The sequence below is a fragment of the Pseudonocardia yunnanensis genome (genome assembly GCF_039534065.1).
Taxonomy (GTDB): Bacteria; Actinomycetota; Actinomycetes; order Mycobacteriales; family Pseudonocardiaceae; genus Pseudonocardia; species Pseudonocardia yunnanensis.
Genome location: NZ_BAAAUS010000064.1, coordinates 70815 through 88895, shown reverse-complemented (window position 1 = coordinate 88895; position 18081 = coordinate 70815). Strand labels below are relative to the sequence as shown.

Annotated in this window: 17 protein-coding genes; 2 read left to right on the top strand and 15 right to left on the bottom strand. The window is 70.2% G+C overall.

Annotated elements, in window-relative coordinates:
- Positions 1-2 precede the first annotated feature (2 nt).
- The 7 genes from ABD743_RS41985 to ABD743_RS41955 all read right to left on the bottom strand — a co-directional run bounded on the left by ABD743_RS41985 (position 3) and on the right by ABD743_RS41955 (position 6786).
- Entirely contained in the window at positions 3-959 is a 957-nt protein-coding gene (locus ABD743_RS41985; protein ID WP_344730158.1) for an NAD(P)-dependent oxidoreductase, read from the bottom strand.
- 37 nt (positions 960-996) lie between these two features.
- Positions 997-1833, bottom strand: a complete 837-nt coding sequence (locus tag ABD743_RS41980; protein ID WP_344729945.1) for an N-acyl homoserine lactonase family protein — start codon at positions 1831-1833, stop codon at positions 997-999.
- Positions 1830-3164 carry an MFS transporter gene (locus tag ABD743_RS41975; protein WP_344729943.1) on the bottom strand — a complete coding sequence of 445 codons (1335 nt, stop codon included), beginning with the start codon at positions 3162-3164 and terminating at the stop codon, positions 1830-1832. Before ABD743_RS41975 ends, ABD743_RS41980 begins: the two co-directional genes overlap by 4 nt.
- A gap of 86 nt (positions 3165-3250) precedes the next feature.
- Entirely contained in the window at positions 3251-4087 is an 837-nt protein-coding gene (locus tag ABD743_RS41970) for an SDR family NAD(P)-dependent oxidoreductase (RefSeq protein WP_344729941.1), read from the bottom strand.
- 120 nt (positions 4088-4207) lie between these two features.
- The gene (locus ABD743_RS41965) at positions 4208-5170 is read right to left on the bottom strand and encodes a VOC family protein (protein ID WP_344729939.1); all 963 of its coding nucleotides are present in this window, start codon (positions 5168-5170) and stop codon (positions 4208-4210) included.
- A gap of 46 nt (positions 5171-5216) precedes the next feature.
- Complete coding sequence (locus ABD743_RS41960) at positions 5217-5945, bottom strand: GntR family transcriptional regulator (RefSeq protein WP_344729937.1); 729 nt, start codon at positions 5943-5945, stop codon at positions 5217-5219.
- A gap of 145 nt (positions 5946-6090) precedes the next feature.
- A complete protein-coding gene (locus ABD743_RS41955; RefSeq protein ID WP_344729935.1) occupies positions 6091-6786 on the bottom strand; it encodes a hemerythrin domain-containing protein in 696 nt (231 codons plus the stop codon).
- A gap of 85 nt (positions 6787-6871) precedes the next feature.
- Here ABD743_RS41955 and ABD743_RS41950 point away from each other — a divergent pair, with 85 nt between their 5' ends.
- Positions 6872-7501, top strand: coding sequence for a TetR/AcrR family transcriptional regulator (locus ABD743_RS41950; protein ID WP_344729933.1), 630 nt, complete (start codon positions 6872-6874; stop codon positions 7499-7501).
- On the opposite strand, the gene ABD743_RS41945 is transcribed toward ABD743_RS41950, so the two are convergent.
- Entirely contained in the window at positions 7432-9030 is a 1599-nt protein-coding gene (locus tag ABD743_RS41945) for an MDR family MFS transporter (protein ID WP_344729931.1), read from the bottom strand. The genes ABD743_RS41950 and ABD743_RS41945 overlap by 70 nt on opposite strands.
- A 324-nt stretch (positions 9031-9354) precedes the next feature.
- Between ABD743_RS41945 and ABD743_RS41940 the strand changes: the two genes are divergently transcribed.
- Entirely contained in the window at positions 9355-10179 is an 825-nt protein-coding gene (locus tag ABD743_RS41940) for a transporter substrate-binding domain-containing protein (protein WP_344729929.1), read from the top strand.
- A gap of 3 nt (positions 10180-10182) precedes the next feature.
- Here ABD743_RS41940 and ABD743_RS41935 read toward each other — a convergent pair whose 3' ends face one another.
- The 7 genes from ABD743_RS41935 to ABD743_RS41905 form a co-directional block, all read right to left on the bottom strand.
- Complete coding sequence (locus tag ABD743_RS41935) at positions 10183-11172, bottom strand: alpha-ketoacid dehydrogenase subunit beta (protein WP_344729927.1); 990 nt, start codon at positions 11170-11172, stop codon at positions 10183-10185.
- Positions 11169-12146, bottom strand: coding sequence for a thiamine pyrophosphate-dependent dehydrogenase E1 component subunit alpha (locus tag ABD743_RS41930; RefSeq protein WP_344729925.1), 978 nt, complete (start codon positions 12144-12146; stop codon positions 11169-11171). The genes ABD743_RS41935 and ABD743_RS41930 overlap by 4 nt, the downstream gene beginning before the upstream one ends.
- 1 nt (position 12147) lies before the next feature.
- Positions 12148-13137, bottom strand: coding sequence for an alpha-ketoacid dehydrogenase subunit beta (locus ABD743_RS41925; protein WP_344729923.1), 990 nt, complete (start codon positions 13135-13137; stop codon positions 12148-12150).
- A gap of 13 nt (positions 13138-13150) precedes the next feature.
- Positions 13151-14173 (bottom strand): thiamine pyrophosphate-dependent dehydrogenase E1 component subunit alpha, encoded by a 1023-nt coding sequence (locus ABD743_RS41920; protein ID WP_344729921.1) that lies wholly within the window; start codon positions 14171-14173, stop codon positions 13151-13153.
- Complete coding sequence (locus tag ABD743_RS41915; protein WP_344729919.1) at positions 14170-15039, bottom strand: sugar phosphate isomerase/epimerase family protein; 870 nt, start codon at positions 15037-15039, stop codon at positions 14170-14172. Before ABD743_RS41915 ends, ABD743_RS41920 begins: the two co-directional genes overlap by 4 nt.
- Positions 15036-16349, bottom strand: coding sequence for a dihydrolipoamide acetyltransferase family protein (locus ABD743_RS41910; protein WP_344729917.1), 1314 nt, complete (start codon positions 16347-16349; stop codon positions 15036-15038). The genes ABD743_RS41915 and ABD743_RS41910 overlap by 4 nt, the downstream gene beginning before the upstream one ends.
- A 102-nt stretch (positions 16350-16451) precedes the next feature.
- Positions 16452-18068 carry an ABC transporter substrate-binding protein gene (locus ABD743_RS41905; RefSeq protein ID WP_344729915.1) on the bottom strand — a complete coding sequence of 539 codons (1617 nt, stop codon included), beginning with the start codon at positions 18066-18068 and terminating at the stop codon, positions 16452-16454.
- Positions 18069-18081 lie beyond the last annotated feature (13 nt).

The following is an 18081-nucleotide window of genomic DNA, read 5'->3' as shown; positions in this document are numbered from 1 at the left end:
TCTCATCCTTCCGTGGTGTCGTGGACGCGGGTGCCCCCCGCGACATCACCGATCGCATCCACGACGCGGTTGCTGATCTGATCTCCGTAGCCGAGGCTCTCGGCGAGCCCGAAGCTCGCCAGCGGCCCCGCAGCGTTGAGGCTGGGCACACCCAGCTTTCCGATGAGGTCGACGTAGAGCGCGACGTCCTTCGTCATGAGACGCCCCGTGAGCCCGCCCTCGAGGTAGTCCCCCTGCACGATGTGCGGGAACCGGTTGAGCGTCGCGAAGTTCACGCCGCTGCTGCTGTTGATCACCTCGAGCAACTGGGCCAGGTCCAGCCCGGCCCGCCGCCCCGCGACCATCACCTCGGCCGAGGCCGCGAGGCTCACCGCGTTGAGGAAGTTGTTCAGCAGCTTGGCCGTGTGGCCCGCGCCGGACGCCCCCATGTGGTGCACGTGGGCGGCGAGCGGCTCGAACACCCACCGGATCTCGTCGAGCACTGCGGCGTCGCCGCCCGCCATGATCGTGAGCGTGCCCTTCTCGGCGGCGGCCGCTCCCCCCGAGATGCCCGCGTCGAGGTACCGGACGCCCACCTTCTTCGCCTCGGCGTGCAGGGCCACGGTGGACGATGGCGCCGCCGTCGACAGGTCGACGATCGTGGCTCCCGCCGATGCCCCGGCGAGCAGCCCGTCCGGACCGCGCACCACCGGCTCGACGACGTGGCTGTCGGGCAGCGACATCAGGATCACCTCGGCCGCCCGCGCCACCTCGGCAGGATCACCGACCGGTTTCGCGCCGGCCGCCTCCACCCGCGCGCGCTGCGCGTCGAACCCGACGACCGGTACCCCGGCGTCGACCAGGCGTCGCGCCATGCGGCCGCCCATGTTGCCCAGCCCGACCATCCCGACTGTCGGCTTGCTCATCGCTCCTCCTCGCTGCGCTCGGTCGACGCTTCGCGAAGGCGCTGTGACACTGATTCGCTCGCAAGCTCGCTCATCACACCACCTCCTCCACTCACGACTTCCCTGTTCGTCCCGCGACCCGCACGACCAGATCGGCGAGCTCCCCGGACATGCCGGGCACCCGGTCCGGGAACCGGTCCGGCACCTCGGCGTCGTGACCCGCGACGAGCAGCCGCCCCGGGTCCTCGCTCATCTCGCGCAGCGTGTCGAAGCCGCGGTACATGTCCAGCAGGTCGGCCACCACGAAGAACGGGCGATCCCGCTCGAGCTCCTCGTAGAAGTGCAGCGCGTCGGCGGCCAGGATCACCGCGCCCGGCCCGCCTGCCTCGTCGTGGACGGCTACCTGCGCCACGAGCTGCCCCGGGGTGTGGCCGCCGACCACCACCAGCTCGATCCCCGGTGCGAGGTCGAGCGTCTCGTCGACGAGCCGCACCCTGCCCTGCGCAGCCGCCGCGGCCAGCCGGTCGAGCTCGTCGGGCTCGGTCGAGTGCGCGAACTGGATGCGCCCGGCGTAGGGGCCGGTCCAGAACTCGAACTCACGGCGGGCGATCACGATCTCCGCGGCGGGGAAGCTCTGCAGGTTCCCGATGTGGTCGTAGTGCGCGTGCGTGACGACGAGCTGGGTGACCGTGGCCGGGTCGATGCCGAGCGCTGTTAGTGCGGTGACCGGCTCGACGAGCAGGGTGCGCCCGCGGCGTCGGCCGGCCTCGGCCCCGAACCCGCAGTCGAAGAGGATCGTGCGCTCCCCGTCGCGGACGACCCAGAAGTAGTAGTCCATCGGGAACTCGACGTCGGGCTCGCCGTACACGTGGAAGTTCAGATAGCTGTCGGACTTGCTCGCGGTCCGTGCGCCGTACCGCACCGCGAGCACCTCGTATCCCGTCTTCATCGGGCCGATCCTGCGGGGACGGCGGTGGTGGCGTCCAGCGCGCGGCCCGCGGTCTCCGGGAGCCAGCGCACCAGAGCGAGCGTGCCGAGCGCGGCGACGACCACCATGTACAAGGCGGGCAGGATGCTGCTCCCCGTCGCCGCGGCGATGGCAGCCGCGATCAGGGGGCCGGGACCGCCGATGAGCGCGAGCCCGAGGTTGAAGCCGATGGCGCTGGACGTCGAGCGCGTCTGGGCCGGGAACAGCTCGACGAGCATGCACACGGTGGTGACGCTGACCATCGACTGGAACACCGAGAAGAGCACCATCCCACCGACGACCCCTGCGGGGGTGCCCGTGCCCATCAGCGCGAACGCGGGAACGCTCACGACCGCAAGCCCGGTGCCGCCGATGAGGTTCACCCGGCGCCTGCCGACCCGGTCGCTGAGCGCCCCGGCGAACGGGCAGAGCACCGCGTAGACGAGCAGCCCGATCGCGACGAGCGGGAGCGCTCGCGCCTCCGGCAGCTTGACCGTGGCGGTGAGGTAGCTGATGACGTAGGTGGCGAGGTAGTAGAACCCGAGGCCCTGCACGCTGGAGAACGCGAAGGTGATCGCGATCGCCTTGACGTCACGGCCGGCGCGCCGGACGGGGGCGTCGGTGACCGCTCCCGCCTTCACCAGCCGCTGGAACACCGGCGTCTCGTCGATCCGCAGCCGGATCCACGTGCCGATCAGCGTGAGCGGCACCGCGACCAGGAACGGGATGCGCCAGCCCCACGAGAGCATCTGGTCGGAGGTGAGCGTCAGCTCCAGCGCGAGCACCAGCATGCCGCCGAACGCGGTGGCGAGCGCGGCGGTGGCCGAGACGACGCTCGCGTACCGGCCCCGACGATCCACCGGCGTGTGCTCCACGAGGAACGCCGCCGACCCGGTCCATTCGGCGCCGGCGGAGAAGCCCTGGACGCAGCGCAGCAGCACCAGCAGGATCGGTGCGGCGACACCGGCCGCCGCGTAGCTGGGCAGCACGCCGATCAGCGTGGTGGACAGTCCCATCATGCCGATCGAGAGCGTGAGGAGCGCCCGGCGGCCGTGGCGGTCGCCGATGGCGCCGACCACGAGCCCGCCGAGCGGCCGCATGAAGAACGCCACGCCGAAGACGGCCAGCGAGGCCAGCAGCGCCGCAGCCGGGCTCGCGCCGGGGAAGAACAAGCGTCCGAGGATGGCGGCGAGGAAACCGTAGATCGCGAAGTCGAACCACTCCGTGAAGTTGCCGACGGCCGTGGCCAAGGCGACGACGCGGCGAGCGCCGACGTCCATCTCCGCTGCGGTCTCCCCCACGCCGTGCGCCATCGCACACTCCCTCGTCAGCACTCCGTCGGCCCGTTCGATCGCCAGACTGTCATACAATCCTAGGCCGAGCAAGATCTGTGCCGCGACTAGGCGCGCGGGGCGGTGCGAGCGTCCAGCTCGGCGGTGTCCCACGCCCCCGCGCCGCCGGAGGGCCGCACGCTGTTCACGATCGAGGCGCCCCCGTCGATCGACACCACCTCACCGGTGATGTAAGCGGCGTCGTCGCTCAGCAGGAAGGCGACGACGGATGCGATCTCCTCGGGCGTGCCCGCCCGGCGCATCGGGGTGGTCGAGGCGCGCTGCACCATGTCGGCGCTGCCCCCGGGACCACCCGCGGAGCCGAAGAGCGCGGTGGGCACGATGCCGGGCGCCACGGCGTTGACCCGCACGCCCAGCGGACCGCCGTAGACCGCGGCGTTGCGCATCAGGCCGAGCACCCCGTGCTTCGAGGCGTGGTAGGGCAGCAGGTCCGAGCTGCCCCGCAGGCTGGCGATGGAGCCCGTGACGGCGATCGCACCGCCTCCACCCTGCAGGACGTACTGGCGAAACGCTGCCCGCAGCCCCAGGAACGTCCCCCGCATGTTCACCGCGATCACCCGGTCGAACTCCTCGACGGCCAGGTCGGGCAGCGCCGTGGGCGAGCCCGGGATCCCGGCGTTGAGGTGGTGGAGATCGACCCGCCCGAACCGCTCCACCGCGGCATCCATGTAGCGCTCGACGTCCTCCTCGCGCGACACGTCCGCCTGCACGCCGATCGCGTCGCCGTCGAGTCCGGCGGCGAACTGCGCCGCCGCGTCGCCGTCGAGATCGACCAGGACGACGGAGGCGCCTGCACGGGACAGCCGCGCCGCAGTGGCGCCGCCGATCCCGCCGGCAGCTCCCGTGACGACGGCGACCCGGCCCCTCAGGGATTGCTCCGGCATACCCCACCCCTCACCGCGAATGCTCACCTGACTGTATGACAATCAGACGAGCACCCACAACGCGGGGTTCCGTGACACGCGGGGAATGGACCGGACGCCGCGGCCGAGCGGCCGGCCGGCTCAGTCGTCCGCCGCCACCTGGATCGGCTCGAGCTGGTCGAGGAGCTCGGCGCGGCGGGCCTCGAACTGATCGGGAAGCTGGAACTTCGATCCCAGCTCCTGCGGCGACTCGTCACACGTCCAGCCGCCCTCGGCGTGGGTGACCGCGAGCTCGAAGAGCGCTCCTCCGGGCGTGCGCACGTAGACGGACTTGAAGTACTTGCGGTCCTTGAGTTCGGAGATGTCGGTGTAGCCGACACCCTCGATCTCGAACTTCAGCGCGTCCTGGTTCTCCAGGGTCTGGGCGTTCCACGCGAAGTGGTGGATGGTGCCCTCGCCGTAGCGCCAGGTGCCCGGCTCGTCCGTGCGGTTGACCACCAGCTCGACGGAGCCACCCTGGCTCGGCTGCCCGACCTGGTGCACGACCCGGTCGCCCTCCTCCACCAGGGACTTGCCGTAGAAGGAGTCGGAGAGGAACTCGACCATGTTCTCCGGGTTGGCCACGTGGACGCCGACGCCGTAGATGCCGTGGATCGCGTGCTCCTGCGCAACGCCGCCCTCGGTCCACCCGACGCGGCTGTCGCCCTCGACTCCCACCAGGGCGTACTCGATGCCCGTGGGGTGCCGGAAGAGCAGCCGGCGCTGGTCGAGCACCTCGGCGTTCTCCACCTCGACACCACGGCCCGAGAGCCGCTCCTGCCAGTAGTCGAGCGAGCCCGACGGCACCGCCAGGTGCACCTCCCGGGCCTGGTTGGTGCCCCGCCTGCCCATGAGCCCGGCCTGGCGGAAGGGGAAGGTGGTGACCACGGAGCTCGGGTCGCCTGCGGCGTTGCTGTAGTAGAGGTGGTAGATCGGCAAGGAGCCGTCGAACAGGACGGTGCGTTTGATGAACCGCATCCCCAGCGTGCCGACGTGGAAGTCGACGTCTTCCTGCGCCGATCCGACCGACAGGGTGATGTGGTGGCTCCCGTGGACGTGTGCCATTGCCTACTCTCCTTCGAGCCGAACAGCTGAGGGGGAACGGAAGACGTCAGCGGCTGGTGGCCAGCAGGGAATGCGACGACGTGCGCACGGCCTCGATACCGGCCCGGGCGGCGGCACGGACGTGCGACACCATGGCGTCGGCGGCGACCTGGGCGTCCCTGGCCTCGACGGCCTCGACCAGCGCGCGCAGCTCGACCACCGCCTCCGGCGGCCGGCCGGGACCCGACGAGAGCGAGCTGGCCCGCAGCAGGCTCACCCGCGCGTGCAGCTGCGAGAGGCTCGCCCGCAACGCGGAGTTGCCGGCGCCTGCAAGCAGCAGCTCGTAGAGCACGTCCTTGGCCTTGAGCACGGCCAGCGTGCCCTCCTGCCGGTCGACCACGTTCTCGAGCTGGGTGAACGCCCGGCGCAGGGCCACCACCTGGGCATCCGTGGCGCGCTCGACGAACTTCTTCGCGAGGTGGCCTTCGAGGACCTCGCGGAGCTCGTAGAGCTCCTCGGCCTCCTCCGGGGAGAGCGAGACGACGATGGCGCCCTTCTGCGGGATGGTCTTGACCAGTCCCTCGGCGGCCAGCTCGCGCAGCACCTCCCGGATGGTGGTGCGGGAGACCCCGGTGAGGTCGATCAGCTCGCGCTCGATCAGACGCTGTCCGGGCGCGAAGCGGAAAGTCAGGATGGCCTCACGGAGCACATCGAGCACCTGGCTGCGCAGTGGCGCGGCCACGCGGCCGATCTGCGCGGCAAGACTTGCCACCTGCCCGGTTCCCGCTTCAGTCACCCGCTCAGCGTACGGCATGATCGTCATACGGGACGAGGATTCAGGGGCTGAAGGGCCGGGCAAACCTCGCGGATCGGACACCAGTCCACTGTAACGCCGAGTGATCGGATCGCGCCGCCCCGGTTTCGGATCGTCCGTGATCGGACTATCCCACGCCGAGCGCGCGTCGCCGTGAGCGGTACCGCGCCAGCAGCACCGGACGCAACCAGCGCACGGGCGCCGGGAAGTTCTGGGTGATGTCCGCGTAGCCCGGGGCGGGCTCCGGGTCGGCGAGCAGCCCGAGGACGAGATCGGGACCCGACTTGGGCGCGGCCGCCACGATCGCGGCGCGCAGCCGTCGAATGCGGTCCGGGGAGACCTGCGGGAAGAGCGTGTGCAGCACGGGCTCCTCGTCGTCGAGATGCGCGACGAGCGCCTCGTGACAGACCACCGCGGACGAGTGGGCCGTGAGCTCGGCGACATGGCGGGCGGCGACCTGGCGGGCAGCAGCGTTCCCCATGAGGGCGCCGATCGCGTCGATCGCCTCGCCGAGGACCTTCAGCTCGGCGTCGAGCTCCGCGTGCTCGGCGGTGAGACGGCTCAGGTCCTCGGCGGACGCAGGGAACAGCTCCCGCAGCAACGGCCAGAACTGCTCGTCCTCGCTGTGGTGGTGATGGTGCAGGAAGGCGGTGTGCCAGCGCGCCACGGCGACGAGGGTGCCCAGATGGACACGCCGGCCCGCCGCCAGCGCTCCCAAGGACTCCACGAGCAGCGCCGACCCCCGCCGCAGGATCGTGTGCACGGCCAGCAGCTCGTCGTACAACCGCAGCCCTTCGGCACGCTCGGGCGACGCGTTGATCAAGGAACCCTCCCCGGTTCGGCATGCATCCACATTGAGGTGAGTGCACCTGCAATCAATACCGTACGCCTCACCGTAAAATGGGCGCATGCCGCCGACGCGCCCCTACCGCTCCGTCCGCAGGGAGACCGACGCAGCCGCAACCCGTCGCGACATCCTCACGGCGGCCCGCGAGCTGTTCGCGGCCCACGGGTACGCCCGCGTCACCGTGGCCGACATCGCCGGCCGGGCTCACATCGCGGTGAAGACGGTCTACGCGAGTGCGGGCACCAAGGCGGACATCCTCAGCGAGCTGCTGACCGCGGCCGTGCACACGTCGGGAGCACAGGAGACGCTCGCCGCGATCCTGGAGACCGAGGATCTCGAGTCGGCGATGCGAGAGCTCGCCCGCGGCACCCGCCGGGGCCAGGAGACGCACCAGGAGACGCTCGACATCCTGTTCTCCTCGATGGCGAGCCACGAGACGGCCGAGGACATCTGGCGCCAAGCCACGGAGTACTACCGGGAGACGCTACGGCGGGTCGCCGAGCACCTCCACGGGCACGGCCTCCTGGCGCCAGGCCTGGACGTCGGCGCGGCGGCGGACCGGCTGTGGTTCTGCTTCGGGCTCACCGCGTGGCGCACGCTCGTCAAGGACTGCGGATGGCCCTACGACGAGGCGGAGCGCTGGCTCTGCGTGCAGGCGGTCGGGACGCTGGGCGATTCCTCGCGCACCTGAGCGTCCTCGGCGAACGTCAGCTGCGCCGTCCGGCGGGGCATCAGCAGAGTGGCCCCCACGGTCAGGATGCTGACCACGAACATCACCACGAAGACCTGGTGCGTGGCGGCGTAGAGGGCCTCGCGGACGAAAGCGTCGACCGGTGATGCGGGGTCGGGGTGCCCACCCAACACGAGGCTGGTGGCGTCGGCACTGGGCGGCAGCTGCCCGGCCACAGCCGCAGGCGGGTGTGCGAAACGGTTCGCGAGAGTGGTGTTGGCGATCGCTCCGAAGACCGCCACCCCGACGGCGCTGCCCATCGAGCGGTTGAACATGTTGGTGCCGGTCACCACGCCACGCCGGTTCCACCCGACGGTCGACTGCACGGCCACGAGGGTGGGGACCGAGGAGAGGCCGAGTCCGAGTCCGAGCACGAAGCCCGCGCCTGCGGCCTGCCACACCGTGGACCCGATCGGCAGCAATGCCACCAGCAGCGCCCCGATCACGACGAGGACGCTCCCGATCAGACCGGTGTCACGGAAGCCGATCCGCATGTAGAAGCGCCCCGCCTGGGAGGCCGCGAGGGGCCACCCGACGGTGAGCGCCCCCAGCGTCAGGCCGGCGACGAGCGCACCGGTGCCCATGACGCCCTCGGCGAAGGTGGGGAGGTAGGAGCTCATGCCGATCAGCAGGGCTCCGATGATCAGGGAGACGAGGTTCCCACCCACCAGCGTGCGCTTGCTGAACACCCACAGCGGCACCACGGGCTCGGCAGCCCGCCGCTCCACCAGCACGAAACCGATCAGCATCACCGCGCTGACCACGAAGATCAGAATGCTCTCGACCGAGCCCCATCGCCAGGCCACGCCGCCTTCCAGCAGCCCGAGGATCAGCAACGAGCAGCCGAGGGTGAGCAGTGCGGCGCCCATGTAGTCGATGCGGTGCTTGCGTCGCTCGACGCTCTCCGTGAACCTCAGGACGAGCACCACCACGGCGACCGCACCGACCGGGACGTTGACGAAAAAGATCCACCGCCACGTCAGGTACTCGGCGAAGATCCCGCCGAGCGTCGGGCCGATCACGGACGCCATCGCCCACACGCTGGCGAGGTAGCCCTGCACCTTCGCCCGTTCCTCCACCGTGTACTGATCACCGACCATGGTCATGCTGATCGGCAGGACGGCTCCGGCCCCGATGCCTTGGATGGCCCGCGAGATGATCAGCACCGGCATGCTCCACGCCGCGCCACAGAGCACCGAGCCGAGCAGGAACACCGCGATGCCGAAGAGCATCACCGGCTTGCGGCCCAGCACGTCGGCGAACTTGCCGTAGAGCGGGACGGTCACGGCCTGGGTGAGCAGGTAGATCGAGAACAGCCAGGGGAACTGCTCGAAGCCGCCGAGGTCGGTGACGATCGAGGGGACCGCCGTGGCGATGATCGTGCTGTCGAGCGCCACGAGACCCGTGCTCAGCATCACCGCGATGAGGACCGGTCCGCGCTCCGAGCGGAAGCCGACCCCCTTCGTACCGGAAGGGACCACATTGGTCACTGCTGGGAACTCCTCGGAGGAGAGTCGGAGAACAGCAAGCCCGTAAGTGCTCGCTCCTAGTTGGCAATGCTACCTATTTTACGCCGCTGAAGTGGCCGCCCCGGGTCGAGTGGCGCGACACACCCGCGCCGCGCGACATCACGACGATCGAGCCCATTCCCGACCGTTCCGACGTCATAACCTCCAGCGGTCCACCGAACGAGCCAGTGGCCGATGTCACAATCGATGGATCCCCAGGTGCGGGCCTCGCCCGCGTACCGCGACCCGAATTGCGCTGTTCATTGACGGAGCCGCCACCTCGATCTGCTGGTAGGTGTCGGAGCCATGAAAAGTCCGTGGCGTATTTGCACGCTCGGGGCAGCGGCCGTGATCGTGGCGACGCTCGGCACAGCATGCAGTTCGGCGGCTCCGGCCGCGGCACCCGCACCAGCGCCCGACGTGAATCACATCGTCCAGCAAGGCACCGTGCGGGTCTGCAGCACCGGCGACTACCGCCCGTTCACCTATCGCGATCCGCAGGGTCAATGGAGCGGAATTGACATCGACATGGCCCAGGACATGGCAAAGCGCCTGGGCGTCAAGTTGGACGTCGTCCCGACGACCTGGGGCACGATGATGAAGGATCTGGGCACCCGCTGCGACATGGCGATGGGCGGAATCACCGTCACCCTCGATCGGGCGAAGCAGGCGCTCTACAGCACGCCCTACCTGCGTGACGGCAAGGCGGCCATCGTCCGCTGCGCCGACAGTTCGAAATATCGGACGCTCGCCGACATCGACCGGCCGGGGGTGCGCGTCGTCGTGAACCCGGACGGCACGAACGCCGATTTCGACAAGGCGAACATCCACCACGCCAGCATCGTGAACTATCCGGACAACAACACCATCTTCGGACAGGTCGTTGCCAACAAGGCAGATGCCATGTTCACCGATGCCAGCGAGATCAGGTATGAGACGAAGGCGAACCCGCAACTCTGCGGGGAAAGCATCGACCATCCCTTCACCTTCGAGCAGAAGGCCTATCTGATCCCGCAGAGCGACCCGGCCCTGCAGCAATGGGTCGACCAGTGGCTGAACATCGCGCAGAACGACGGAACGTACGCCGCGATCAGCCAGAAATGGACGGGTCAGGTGATCGGCGCCACGTGAGGCCTAACCTCTGCGGCCGAGGGTCGCGAGCACGGCCGCCCGCACCTCGGCTGCTCCCGGCAGGTACGCGTCCTCCAGCGGCGGGCTGACCGGGATCGGCTGGAACGGCGCGCCGACCCGTTCGATCGGGGCGTCGAGATCGTCGAACCCGGCGTGCTGCACCGCGGCGGCGATCTCGGCCCCGAACCCGCCGTGCTGCACGGCCTCGTGGGCCACGACCAGCCGGTTGGTGCGCCCGACCGACTCCAGGATCGTCTCCAGGTCGAGCGGCACGAGCGTGCGCGGGTCGATCACCTCGACCTCGATGCCCTCGGCGGCGAGTTCCTCGGCAGCGGCAAGCGCCTCGTGCACCAGCCGCGACAGCGCAACCACGGTGACGTCACGGCCGGGGCGCAGGATCGCCGCCTTCCCGATCGGAACCGGCTCGACGTGTACCGGCACGGTCTCCTTGCGGAAGTACAGCGTCTTGTTCTCGACCACCACCACGGGTCCGGGGTCGGCGATCGCGCTGGCCAGCAGCCCGGCCGCGTCGACGGCCCGGCTGGGCATCACCACCGTCAGGCCCGGGACGTGGGTCAGCCAGCTCTCCATGCTCTGGGAGTGCTGCGCCCCCGACCGATGGCCCGCGCCGCCCTGCGTACGCAGCACCATCGGGACGGTCAGTTGGCCGCCGGACATGAAGTGCGCCTTCGCCGCCTGGTTGACCAGCTGGTCCAGCGCAAGCGTGATGAAGTCGATGTACATGATCTCGAGCACCGGCCGCAGGCCCGACTGCGCCGCCCCGACGGCGATCCCGCAGATCGTGGCCTCGCTGATGGGGGTGTCGAGCACGCGCTCGATGCCGAACTCGTCGGCGAGCCCGGCCGTCGTCGTGAACGGGCCACCCGCCGTGACGTCCTCGCCGATCACGAACACGGTCGGATCGACGCGCATCGCGTCACCGATCGCGCCGGCGACCGCCGCGGCGTAGGTCGTCTCGTGCGTGTCACTCATGACATACCTCCGGCCCGCACCAGCGACGCCGCCAGCGCCTCATCGGGGAACGGACTGCGCCGGGCCGCCTCGACGGCCTCGTCCACCTCGGCCCGCGCGGCCGCCTCCAGCTCCGCCGGGTCACCCTCGGCGAGCCAGCCGTCCGCGGCGCCCTGGCGCTGCAGCCGCAGGATCGGGTCCTTCTCCTGCCACTCGGCCTTGGAAACGGCCTCGCGGTAGCGGTCCGGGTCTCCCTCGTAGTGTCCGCGCAGCCGGTGGGTGAGGCACTCCAGCAGCGCGGGCCCCTCCCCCGCCCGGACGGCCGCGAGCATGCGCCCGAAGACCGTCCAGACCGAGGCGAGCTCGTTGCCGTCCACCGTCTCGCGCGGCAGGTCGTACGGGGCGACGACGTCGCTCACGCGCTCGACGTTGGTGTGTGACGAGCGCGGGCTGAACTCGGCGAAACCGTTGTTCTCGCACACGAACACCACGGGCAGCTTCCACAGGGTCGCGATGTTGATCGACTCGTTGAACTGCCCCGCCTGCACCGCGCCGTCGCCGAAGAACACCACGGCGACGGCGTCGCTGCCACGCATCCGGGCAGCGAGCGCGCTGCCCAGTGCCATCGGGATGTTGCCGCCGACCACACCGGTGGCGCCGAGCAGCCCGTGCTCGACGTCCACCAGGTGCATCGACCCGCCGAGCCCCTTGCACAGCCCGTCGACCCGGCCCATCAGCTCGGCCAGCACCGCCGGGAGCGGCGCGCCCTTGGCCAGGGCGTGCCCGTGCGCGCGGTGCCCGCTGTAGACGGCGTCGTCGTCGCGCAGCTGACCGCAGACGGCGGCGGCCACGCCCTCCTGCCCGACGGACAGGTGGATGAGGCCGTGTACCTCCCCCGCCCGCTTGAGCTGCCCGACGCGCTCCTCCATGGCCCGGATCCGCCACATGAGGCGCAGGGCGTCCCGGAGCTGTTCCGGGCTCGGCGTTCCGCTCACGTCAGGCCACGACTCCCGCTCCGAGCACCTTCCGGACGGCGGTGACGATCTTGTTCTCGTCCGGGAGGATGTAGTCCTCCATCGGCTTCGAGTACGGGATCGACGCGTCCAGGGCCGTGACCTGCACGATCGGCGCCCGCAGCGACGAGAACCCGTGCTCGGCCACCTCCGCGGCGATCACGGACGACACCGACGAGTGCCGGGTTGCCTGGTCGACGAGCACGAGCCGGCCGGTCTTGGCCACCGACTCCAGCACCGTGGCGGTGTCCAGCGGAGCGATCGTGCGAGGGTCGATCACCTCGGCGCTCACCCCCTCGGCGGCAAGCTGCTCGGCCGCACGCAGGGCGTGGCCGACGGTCCAGCCGGTGGCCACGAGCGTGACGTCGGCACCCTCGCGGCGGACGACCGCCTGGCCGAAGGGCACGAGGTGCTCGCCCTCGGGCACCGGGCCGTTCTCGAGGGTCAGCAGGTAGTGGTGCAGGAACAGCACCGGGTTGTCGTCGCGGATCGCCGTGGCCATCAGGCCCTTGGCGTCGGCGGGGGTGGCCGGGAGCGCAACCTTGAGCCCCGGCACGCCCATGAACATCCCATAGATCGAGCCGGTGTGCTGGCCCGCCCATCCCGCCGTGAAGCCGTAGCCGGCCTTGAGCACGAGAGGTGCGGTGACCCGGCCGCCGCTCATGTAGTGGAACCGGTTGGCCTCGTTGACCACCTGGTCCATCGCGACCAGCAGGAACTCGGCCATCGTGCAGTCGACCACCGGCCGCTTGCCGGCGAGCGCCGCACCGGCGGCCATGCCGATCTCGGCCGTCTCGGAGATCGGGGTCACACGCACCCGGCCGTCCCCGTACGCCTGGACGAACGGGTCCTCGGGGTTGTTGCCGACGCTCTGCCCGAACAGCACGACGTCCTCGTCGCGGGCCATCTCCTGATGAATCGCCTCCATGATCGCGGCGATGTAGGTGATCTCGCGGGTCGTCTCACTCGTCATCGTGGACACCTCCTCAGGCGTGGACGTAGGCGAGCGCCTCGTGGGGCTCGGGGTAGGGGCTCTTGAGACCGAACTCGACGGCGTGCTGCATCTCCGCCTGCGCCGCCTCGATGATCTCGGTGGCGCGCTCTGCGGTGAGTGCCCCGATCTCGACGAGGTGGGCGCGCAGCCGCGGGATGGGGTCGCCGCGCTTGGCGGCCTCGTACTCCTCCACGGCGCCGTACTTCGAGATGGCCTCGTGCTCCGGGTAGTGCAGCGGCACCCCGGGCGGGGCGATCGAGTTGCCGTGCGCCGACAGCCGGTAGACGCGCGACTCGATCAGCGTCGGCCCGTCCCCGGCACGCGCACGCGCCACGGCGGTCGACACCGCCTCGTGCACGGCGAGCACGTCCGAGCCGTCGATCGTGACACCGGGGATCGAGTAGGCCTTCGCCTTCATCGACAGCGGCTCGCCCGCCGCCGCGTTGGCGTCCTCCTGCTCGGTGCGCACGGTCGCGGAGAAGCTGTTGTTCTCCATGATGAAGATGACCGGCAGCTTCCAGACCGCGGCGATGTTCAGCGACTCGTGGAAGGCGCCCTGCTTGGACGCGCCGTCGCCGAAGAACGTGAGCACCACTTCGCCGCGCCCGCGAAGCTGCGCCGCGTAGGCCGCGCCCGTGCCCTGCGGGATGTTCTGACCGACGATCCCGGAGGTTCCCAGGAAGCCGCGGGCCGGGTCGGCGAGGTGCATCGAGCCGCCGTAGCCCTTGCAGGTGCCGGTGGACCGGCCGTAGATCTCCGCCATCATCGCGGCGGTGTCGCTGCCCAGGGCGATCGGGTAGCCGTGGCAGCGGTAGGTGGCCATCAGCTGGTCACCCTCACCGATCGCAGCGATCGACCCGACGATCGACGCCTCCGCGCCGTCGGCGAGGTGGGTGTGCCCACGGATCACGCCGGGGTGCTCGGCGAAGGTGCGCTTGACCCGCTCCTCGAACTCGCGGATGCGCACCATCTGCGTGTACAGCTCGACGAGCCGTTCTGATGGGAGGCCGCTCACGGCTTCAACCCCTTCTCGATCTGGTCGACGGCCGTGTCGACGGTCCGCTGGAACATCTCCGGCATGGGCAGCTCCCGGAGCGCGTCGGACAGCACCTCGACGCCCCACGGGCCCGTGTAGCCGATGTCGGCGAGCACCCGGACGTAGCCGGGGATGTCGAACTCACCCTCGCCCGGCAGGCGCCGGAACCGGGTCGTCTCCTGGCTGTGGTCGGGCATGTTCTCCTGCATGCCGTCCGACAGCTCGACGTAGGTCATGTACTCCGGCGGGATCGCACGCAGCTCGTCGGGCACGATGTGCATCTTGCCGAGGTGCCAGGTGTCGATCGCGATGCCGCCGTTGGGGGCACCCGCTCCGACCACGATCCGCAGCACCGCCTCCAGCGACGCGGCGTTGATGTCGAAGGGCATCAACTCGTAGGTCAGCGGCGCGCCGTGCCGGTTCGCGGCATCGGCGCACAGCTCGCCGAACGCCTCGGTGAGCCGCTCGACGGTCGCCGGCGTGCGTGCCAGGTTCCCGATCTTGATGTGGTGGGCGTCGAGCGCCGCGGCCGCCTCGAACAGCAGGTCGCGCTGACCGTCGGACGCGACGCGCTTCTCGTCGCCCGGCGGGACGAACCAGTCGTTGAGGAACTCCAGCTCGAGGTCCCGCAGCCCGCTGTCGTCGAAGATCTGCTTGATCTCCGCCAGGCTGTAGCGCTCGAGCAGGTGCTCCAGGTCGGTGTGCCAGATCCCCAGGCCGCTCATGCCCACGCGCTTGGCCTCGGCGCAGCGGTCGGGCCAGTCGAACAGGCTCCACTCGCGGCCGGTTCGGATCTGGACGGGACCTGCGGTGGTCCAGTAGGCGCCCAGGATGTCGACGCTCATGCACTCTCCTCACTCGTCGTCGGGTGGTCGAGCAGCAATGCGAGCGGCCGTTCCAGCAGCTCGACGAGGCGGCGCAGGAACCGCGCCGACTCCGCCCCGTCGAGCACGCGGTGGTCGCTGGTGAGGGTGAGGGTGAGGATCGGGCGGACCTGGAGCTCGCCGCCGACCTCGCGCGGCAGCCGCCGCAGTGCGCCGACCGCGAGGATCGCCGCCTGTGGCGGGTTGATCACCGCTTCGAAGACGGTGACGCCGAACATGCCCAGGTTGGACACCGTGAACGTGGCGCCTTCCAGGTCGGCCGGGCCGATCTGCCCGCCGCGGGCCAGGTCGGCCAGCTCACGGGTGCGCACGGCGATGGAGCCGAGCGAGCGGGCGTCGACGTCGGTGATCGTCGGCACCAGCAGCGCGTCGGTCGCGTCCACGGCGACACCGATGTTGACGCGCCCGAACATCGCGACCGTGCCCTCCCGGTAGGAGGCGTTCACGCGCGGATGCTCGCGGAGCGCCCGGCCGCAGGCCGCCACGACGAGGTCGGTGACCGTCGGGACGACCGTGCCCTCCCCCAGCTCGGCGATGCCGGCGCGCAGCTCCAGCGCCCGGGTCATGTCGACCTCGGCGGTGAGCGGGAAGGACGGCACGGTGCGAGCCGACTCGCTCATGCGGTCGGCCGTCAGCTGCCGGGCCCGCGAGAGCGGAACGACCGTGACGGGTCCGCGCACGTCGGAACCGTTCTCGCCGGCCACCGCAGCGGGGGCCGGTCGAGCGGGGGCACCTGCCGGGGCCGCCGGAGGCGCTGGGGCGACTCCGTTCGTTGCCGCCCCTGCCGGTTTCCCGGCCGCCGCCACCGCCTCGATGTCCGCTCGCACGATCCGTCCGCCGGGCCCGGTCCCCTGCACGTCGGCGAGGTCGACGCCCAGCTCCTTCGCCCGGCGCCGGGCCAGCGGGGATGTCGGTATCCGCCTTGTCCGCTCCGCCGGCGGTGGCGCGGCCGGCGCAGGGTCCGCGGCCACCGCTGCGGGCGCCTCGGGGGCGACAGCTCGCTGCACCGCGCCGGTCGCGGGGGCCGTGCCGCCCACCCGTGCGATCACCGCGCCGACCGGGAGCGTCGCGCCCTCCTCGGCCAGGATCTCCAGGATCCCGCCCGCGTCGGCCTCGAAGCTCACCATCGCCTTGTCGGTCTCGATCTCCGCCAGCTCGTCGCCGCGTTCGACCTCGGCACCCGTGGCGTGGAGCCACCGGACGATCGTGCCCTCGGACATCGACTCCGACAGGCGCGGCATCCGCACCTCGAGCCCGCTGTCGGCACTCATCGCGTGCCCTCGCTGCGCTCGCTCATGGCCGACGATTCGCTCGCAAGCTCGCTCACTGCCCGTCCCTCATCCGCTCTCCTCTTGCGCGGTCGCGCCCGTCCGTCACCGGTCCAGCCAGAGCGACCCGTAGAACAGGTCGCGCGAGAGGTACCGGTCCACGCCCTTGACGTCGGGCTTGGTGATCGTCGAGAGGTAGCTGCGGCTCATCCACGCCACCGCGATGTCCTGGTTGGACAGCAGCTCCACCTGCTGGTAGTCCTTCGCGCGCTTCGCGGCGTCGGTGGTGGCGCCCGCTTCGTCGAGCAGCCGATCGACCTCGGGGTTGGAGTACTTCCCGTAGTTGACGTTGCCGTCGGAGCGGAGCAGCCGCGCAGCCCCGGGGTAGGGGTAGTCGAAGGTGTTGACCCAGCTGATCAGATTGAAGTCACCGCTCTGGATCACCCGCGAGGTGAACTCGGCGAGGTCGTAGAACCGCAGCTCGACGGTGATGCCGACGGCTGCCATCTGCGCCTGCACGAATTCGCCGAGCGAGACCTCACTGCGGCTGGTACTGAAGGCGAAGGACGCCTTACCGCCGGAGGCCACATAGTCCTGGACGAGCTGCTTGGCCTTCTCCGGGTCGTACGCCGGCCAGGCGGCGGAGGCCTCCGGGCTGTGATACGGGCTGTCGTCCTGGAAGAGGCCGTCGGCGCCGATCAGCTGGCCCATGTACTGGCTCGCGCCCAGTGCGTTCAGGTCGACCGCCCGGACCACGGCCTCACGCATGCGCCTGTCGTCGAACGGCTTCTGCTGGAAGTTGAAGTAGAAGAAGAACCCGCCGTTGCCCGGCCCGTAGTAGACCTTCATGTTCGGGTTGGCGAACGCACGCACCAGCTCGTTGTTGTACCCGCCGTAGATCATGTCGACGTCGCCGTTCTGCATCGTCGAGTAGCGGGTCTCGGTGTCGGGCAGCGGCCGGAACTCGATCGAGTCGAGATAGGGCTGCCCTGTGCGCCAGTAGTTCGGGTTCTTCTTCAGGATCATCTTGTTGTCGCGGATCCAGCTGTCCATCACGAACGGGCCGGCACCGACCGGGTGGTTCGCGATGTCGTCGCCGTACTGAGCGATCGCGGCAGGCGAGACGATCATTCCGAGCGACCCGGCGTTGAACGCCTGAGCGAAGAAGACGGGGAAGTCGCCGAGCGGCGCCTTGAGGGTGAACTCGACGGTCAGCGGGTCGACCGCGCGCATCGACGCGATCTGGTCGGCGTACGCGTGGGCCGGCGAGGTCGCCTTGTCGATGTGGCGCTGGGTGTTGATGATCACCGCGTCGGCGTCGAGCGGGGTGCCGTCGGAGAACTTGACGCCATCCCGGAGACCGAGTCGCCAGGTCAGGCCGTTGTCGGCCGTGTCGATCGAGGACGCCATCCACGGCTGCACGGTGCCGTCCGGCCCGATCCGGAACAGCAGGTCGTAGATCGCCTGGGCGGCGACGTTGCCGTTCTGCCGGGCCGGGTCGAAGCTGACGATCTCCCGGTCGTTGCCGATGATCAGGTTGCCGCCGGACTTGGGCGTCCCCTCTGCCGCGAGATCAGCACCGTAGGGGTCCAGCTGGCGCACTCTCGTGGCGTCGTCCGCGGCGCCCCGCGTGTTCGCGCCCACCGCGCCGCACGCGGCGATCAACGTCGCGCACAACACCGCGGAGACAGCCGCTACGACCCGGGTCGATCGCAACCGCATCGTCCACTCTCCT

Bases quoted from the DNA above. Each gene is read 5' to 3' on its own strand.
- ABD743_RS41915 (WP_344729919.1), bottom strand. From the start codon at position 15,039: ATGAGCGTCGACATCCTGGGCGCCTACTGGACCACCGCAGGTCCCGTC.
- ABD743_RS41965 (WP_344729939.1), bottom strand. From the start codon at position 5,170: ATGGCACACGTCCACGGGAGCCACCACATCACCCTGTCGGTCGGATCG.
- ABD743_RS41935 (WP_344729927.1), bottom strand. From the start codon at position 11,172: ATGAGTGACACGCACGAGACGACCTACGCCGCGGCGGTCGCCGGCGCG.
- ABD743_RS41975 (WP_344729943.1), bottom strand. From the start codon at position 3,164: ATGGCGCACGGCGTGGGGGAGACCGCAGCGGAGATGGACGTCGGCGCT.
- ABD743_RS41980 (WP_344729945.1), bottom strand. From the start codon at position 1,833: ATGAAGACGGGATACGAGGTGCTCGCGGTGCGGTACGGCGCACGGACC.
- ABD743_RS41925 (WP_344729923.1), bottom strand. From the start codon at position 13,137: ATGACGAGTGAGACGACCCGCGAGATCACCTACATCGCCGCGATCATG.
- ABD743_RS41970 (WP_344729941.1), bottom strand. From the start codon at position 4,087: ATGCCGGAGCAATCCCTGAGGGGCCGGGTCGCCGTCGTCACGGGAGCT.
- ABD743_RS41940 (WP_344729929.1), top strand. From the start codon at position 9,355: ATGAAAAGTCCGTGGCGTATTTGCACGCTCGGGGCAGCGGCCGTGATC.
- ABD743_RS41910 (WP_344729917.1), bottom strand. From the start codon at position 16,349: ATGAGTGCCGACAGCGGGCTCGAGGTGCGGATGCCGCGCCTGTCGGAG.
- ABD743_RS41950 (WP_344729933.1), top strand. From the start codon at position 6,872: ATGCCGCCGACGCGCCCCTACCGCTCCGTCCGCAGGGAGACCGACGCA.
- ABD743_RS41905 (WP_344729915.1), bottom strand. From the start codon at position 18,068: ATGCGGTTGCGATCGACCCGGGTCGTAGCGGCTGTCTCCGCGGTGTTG.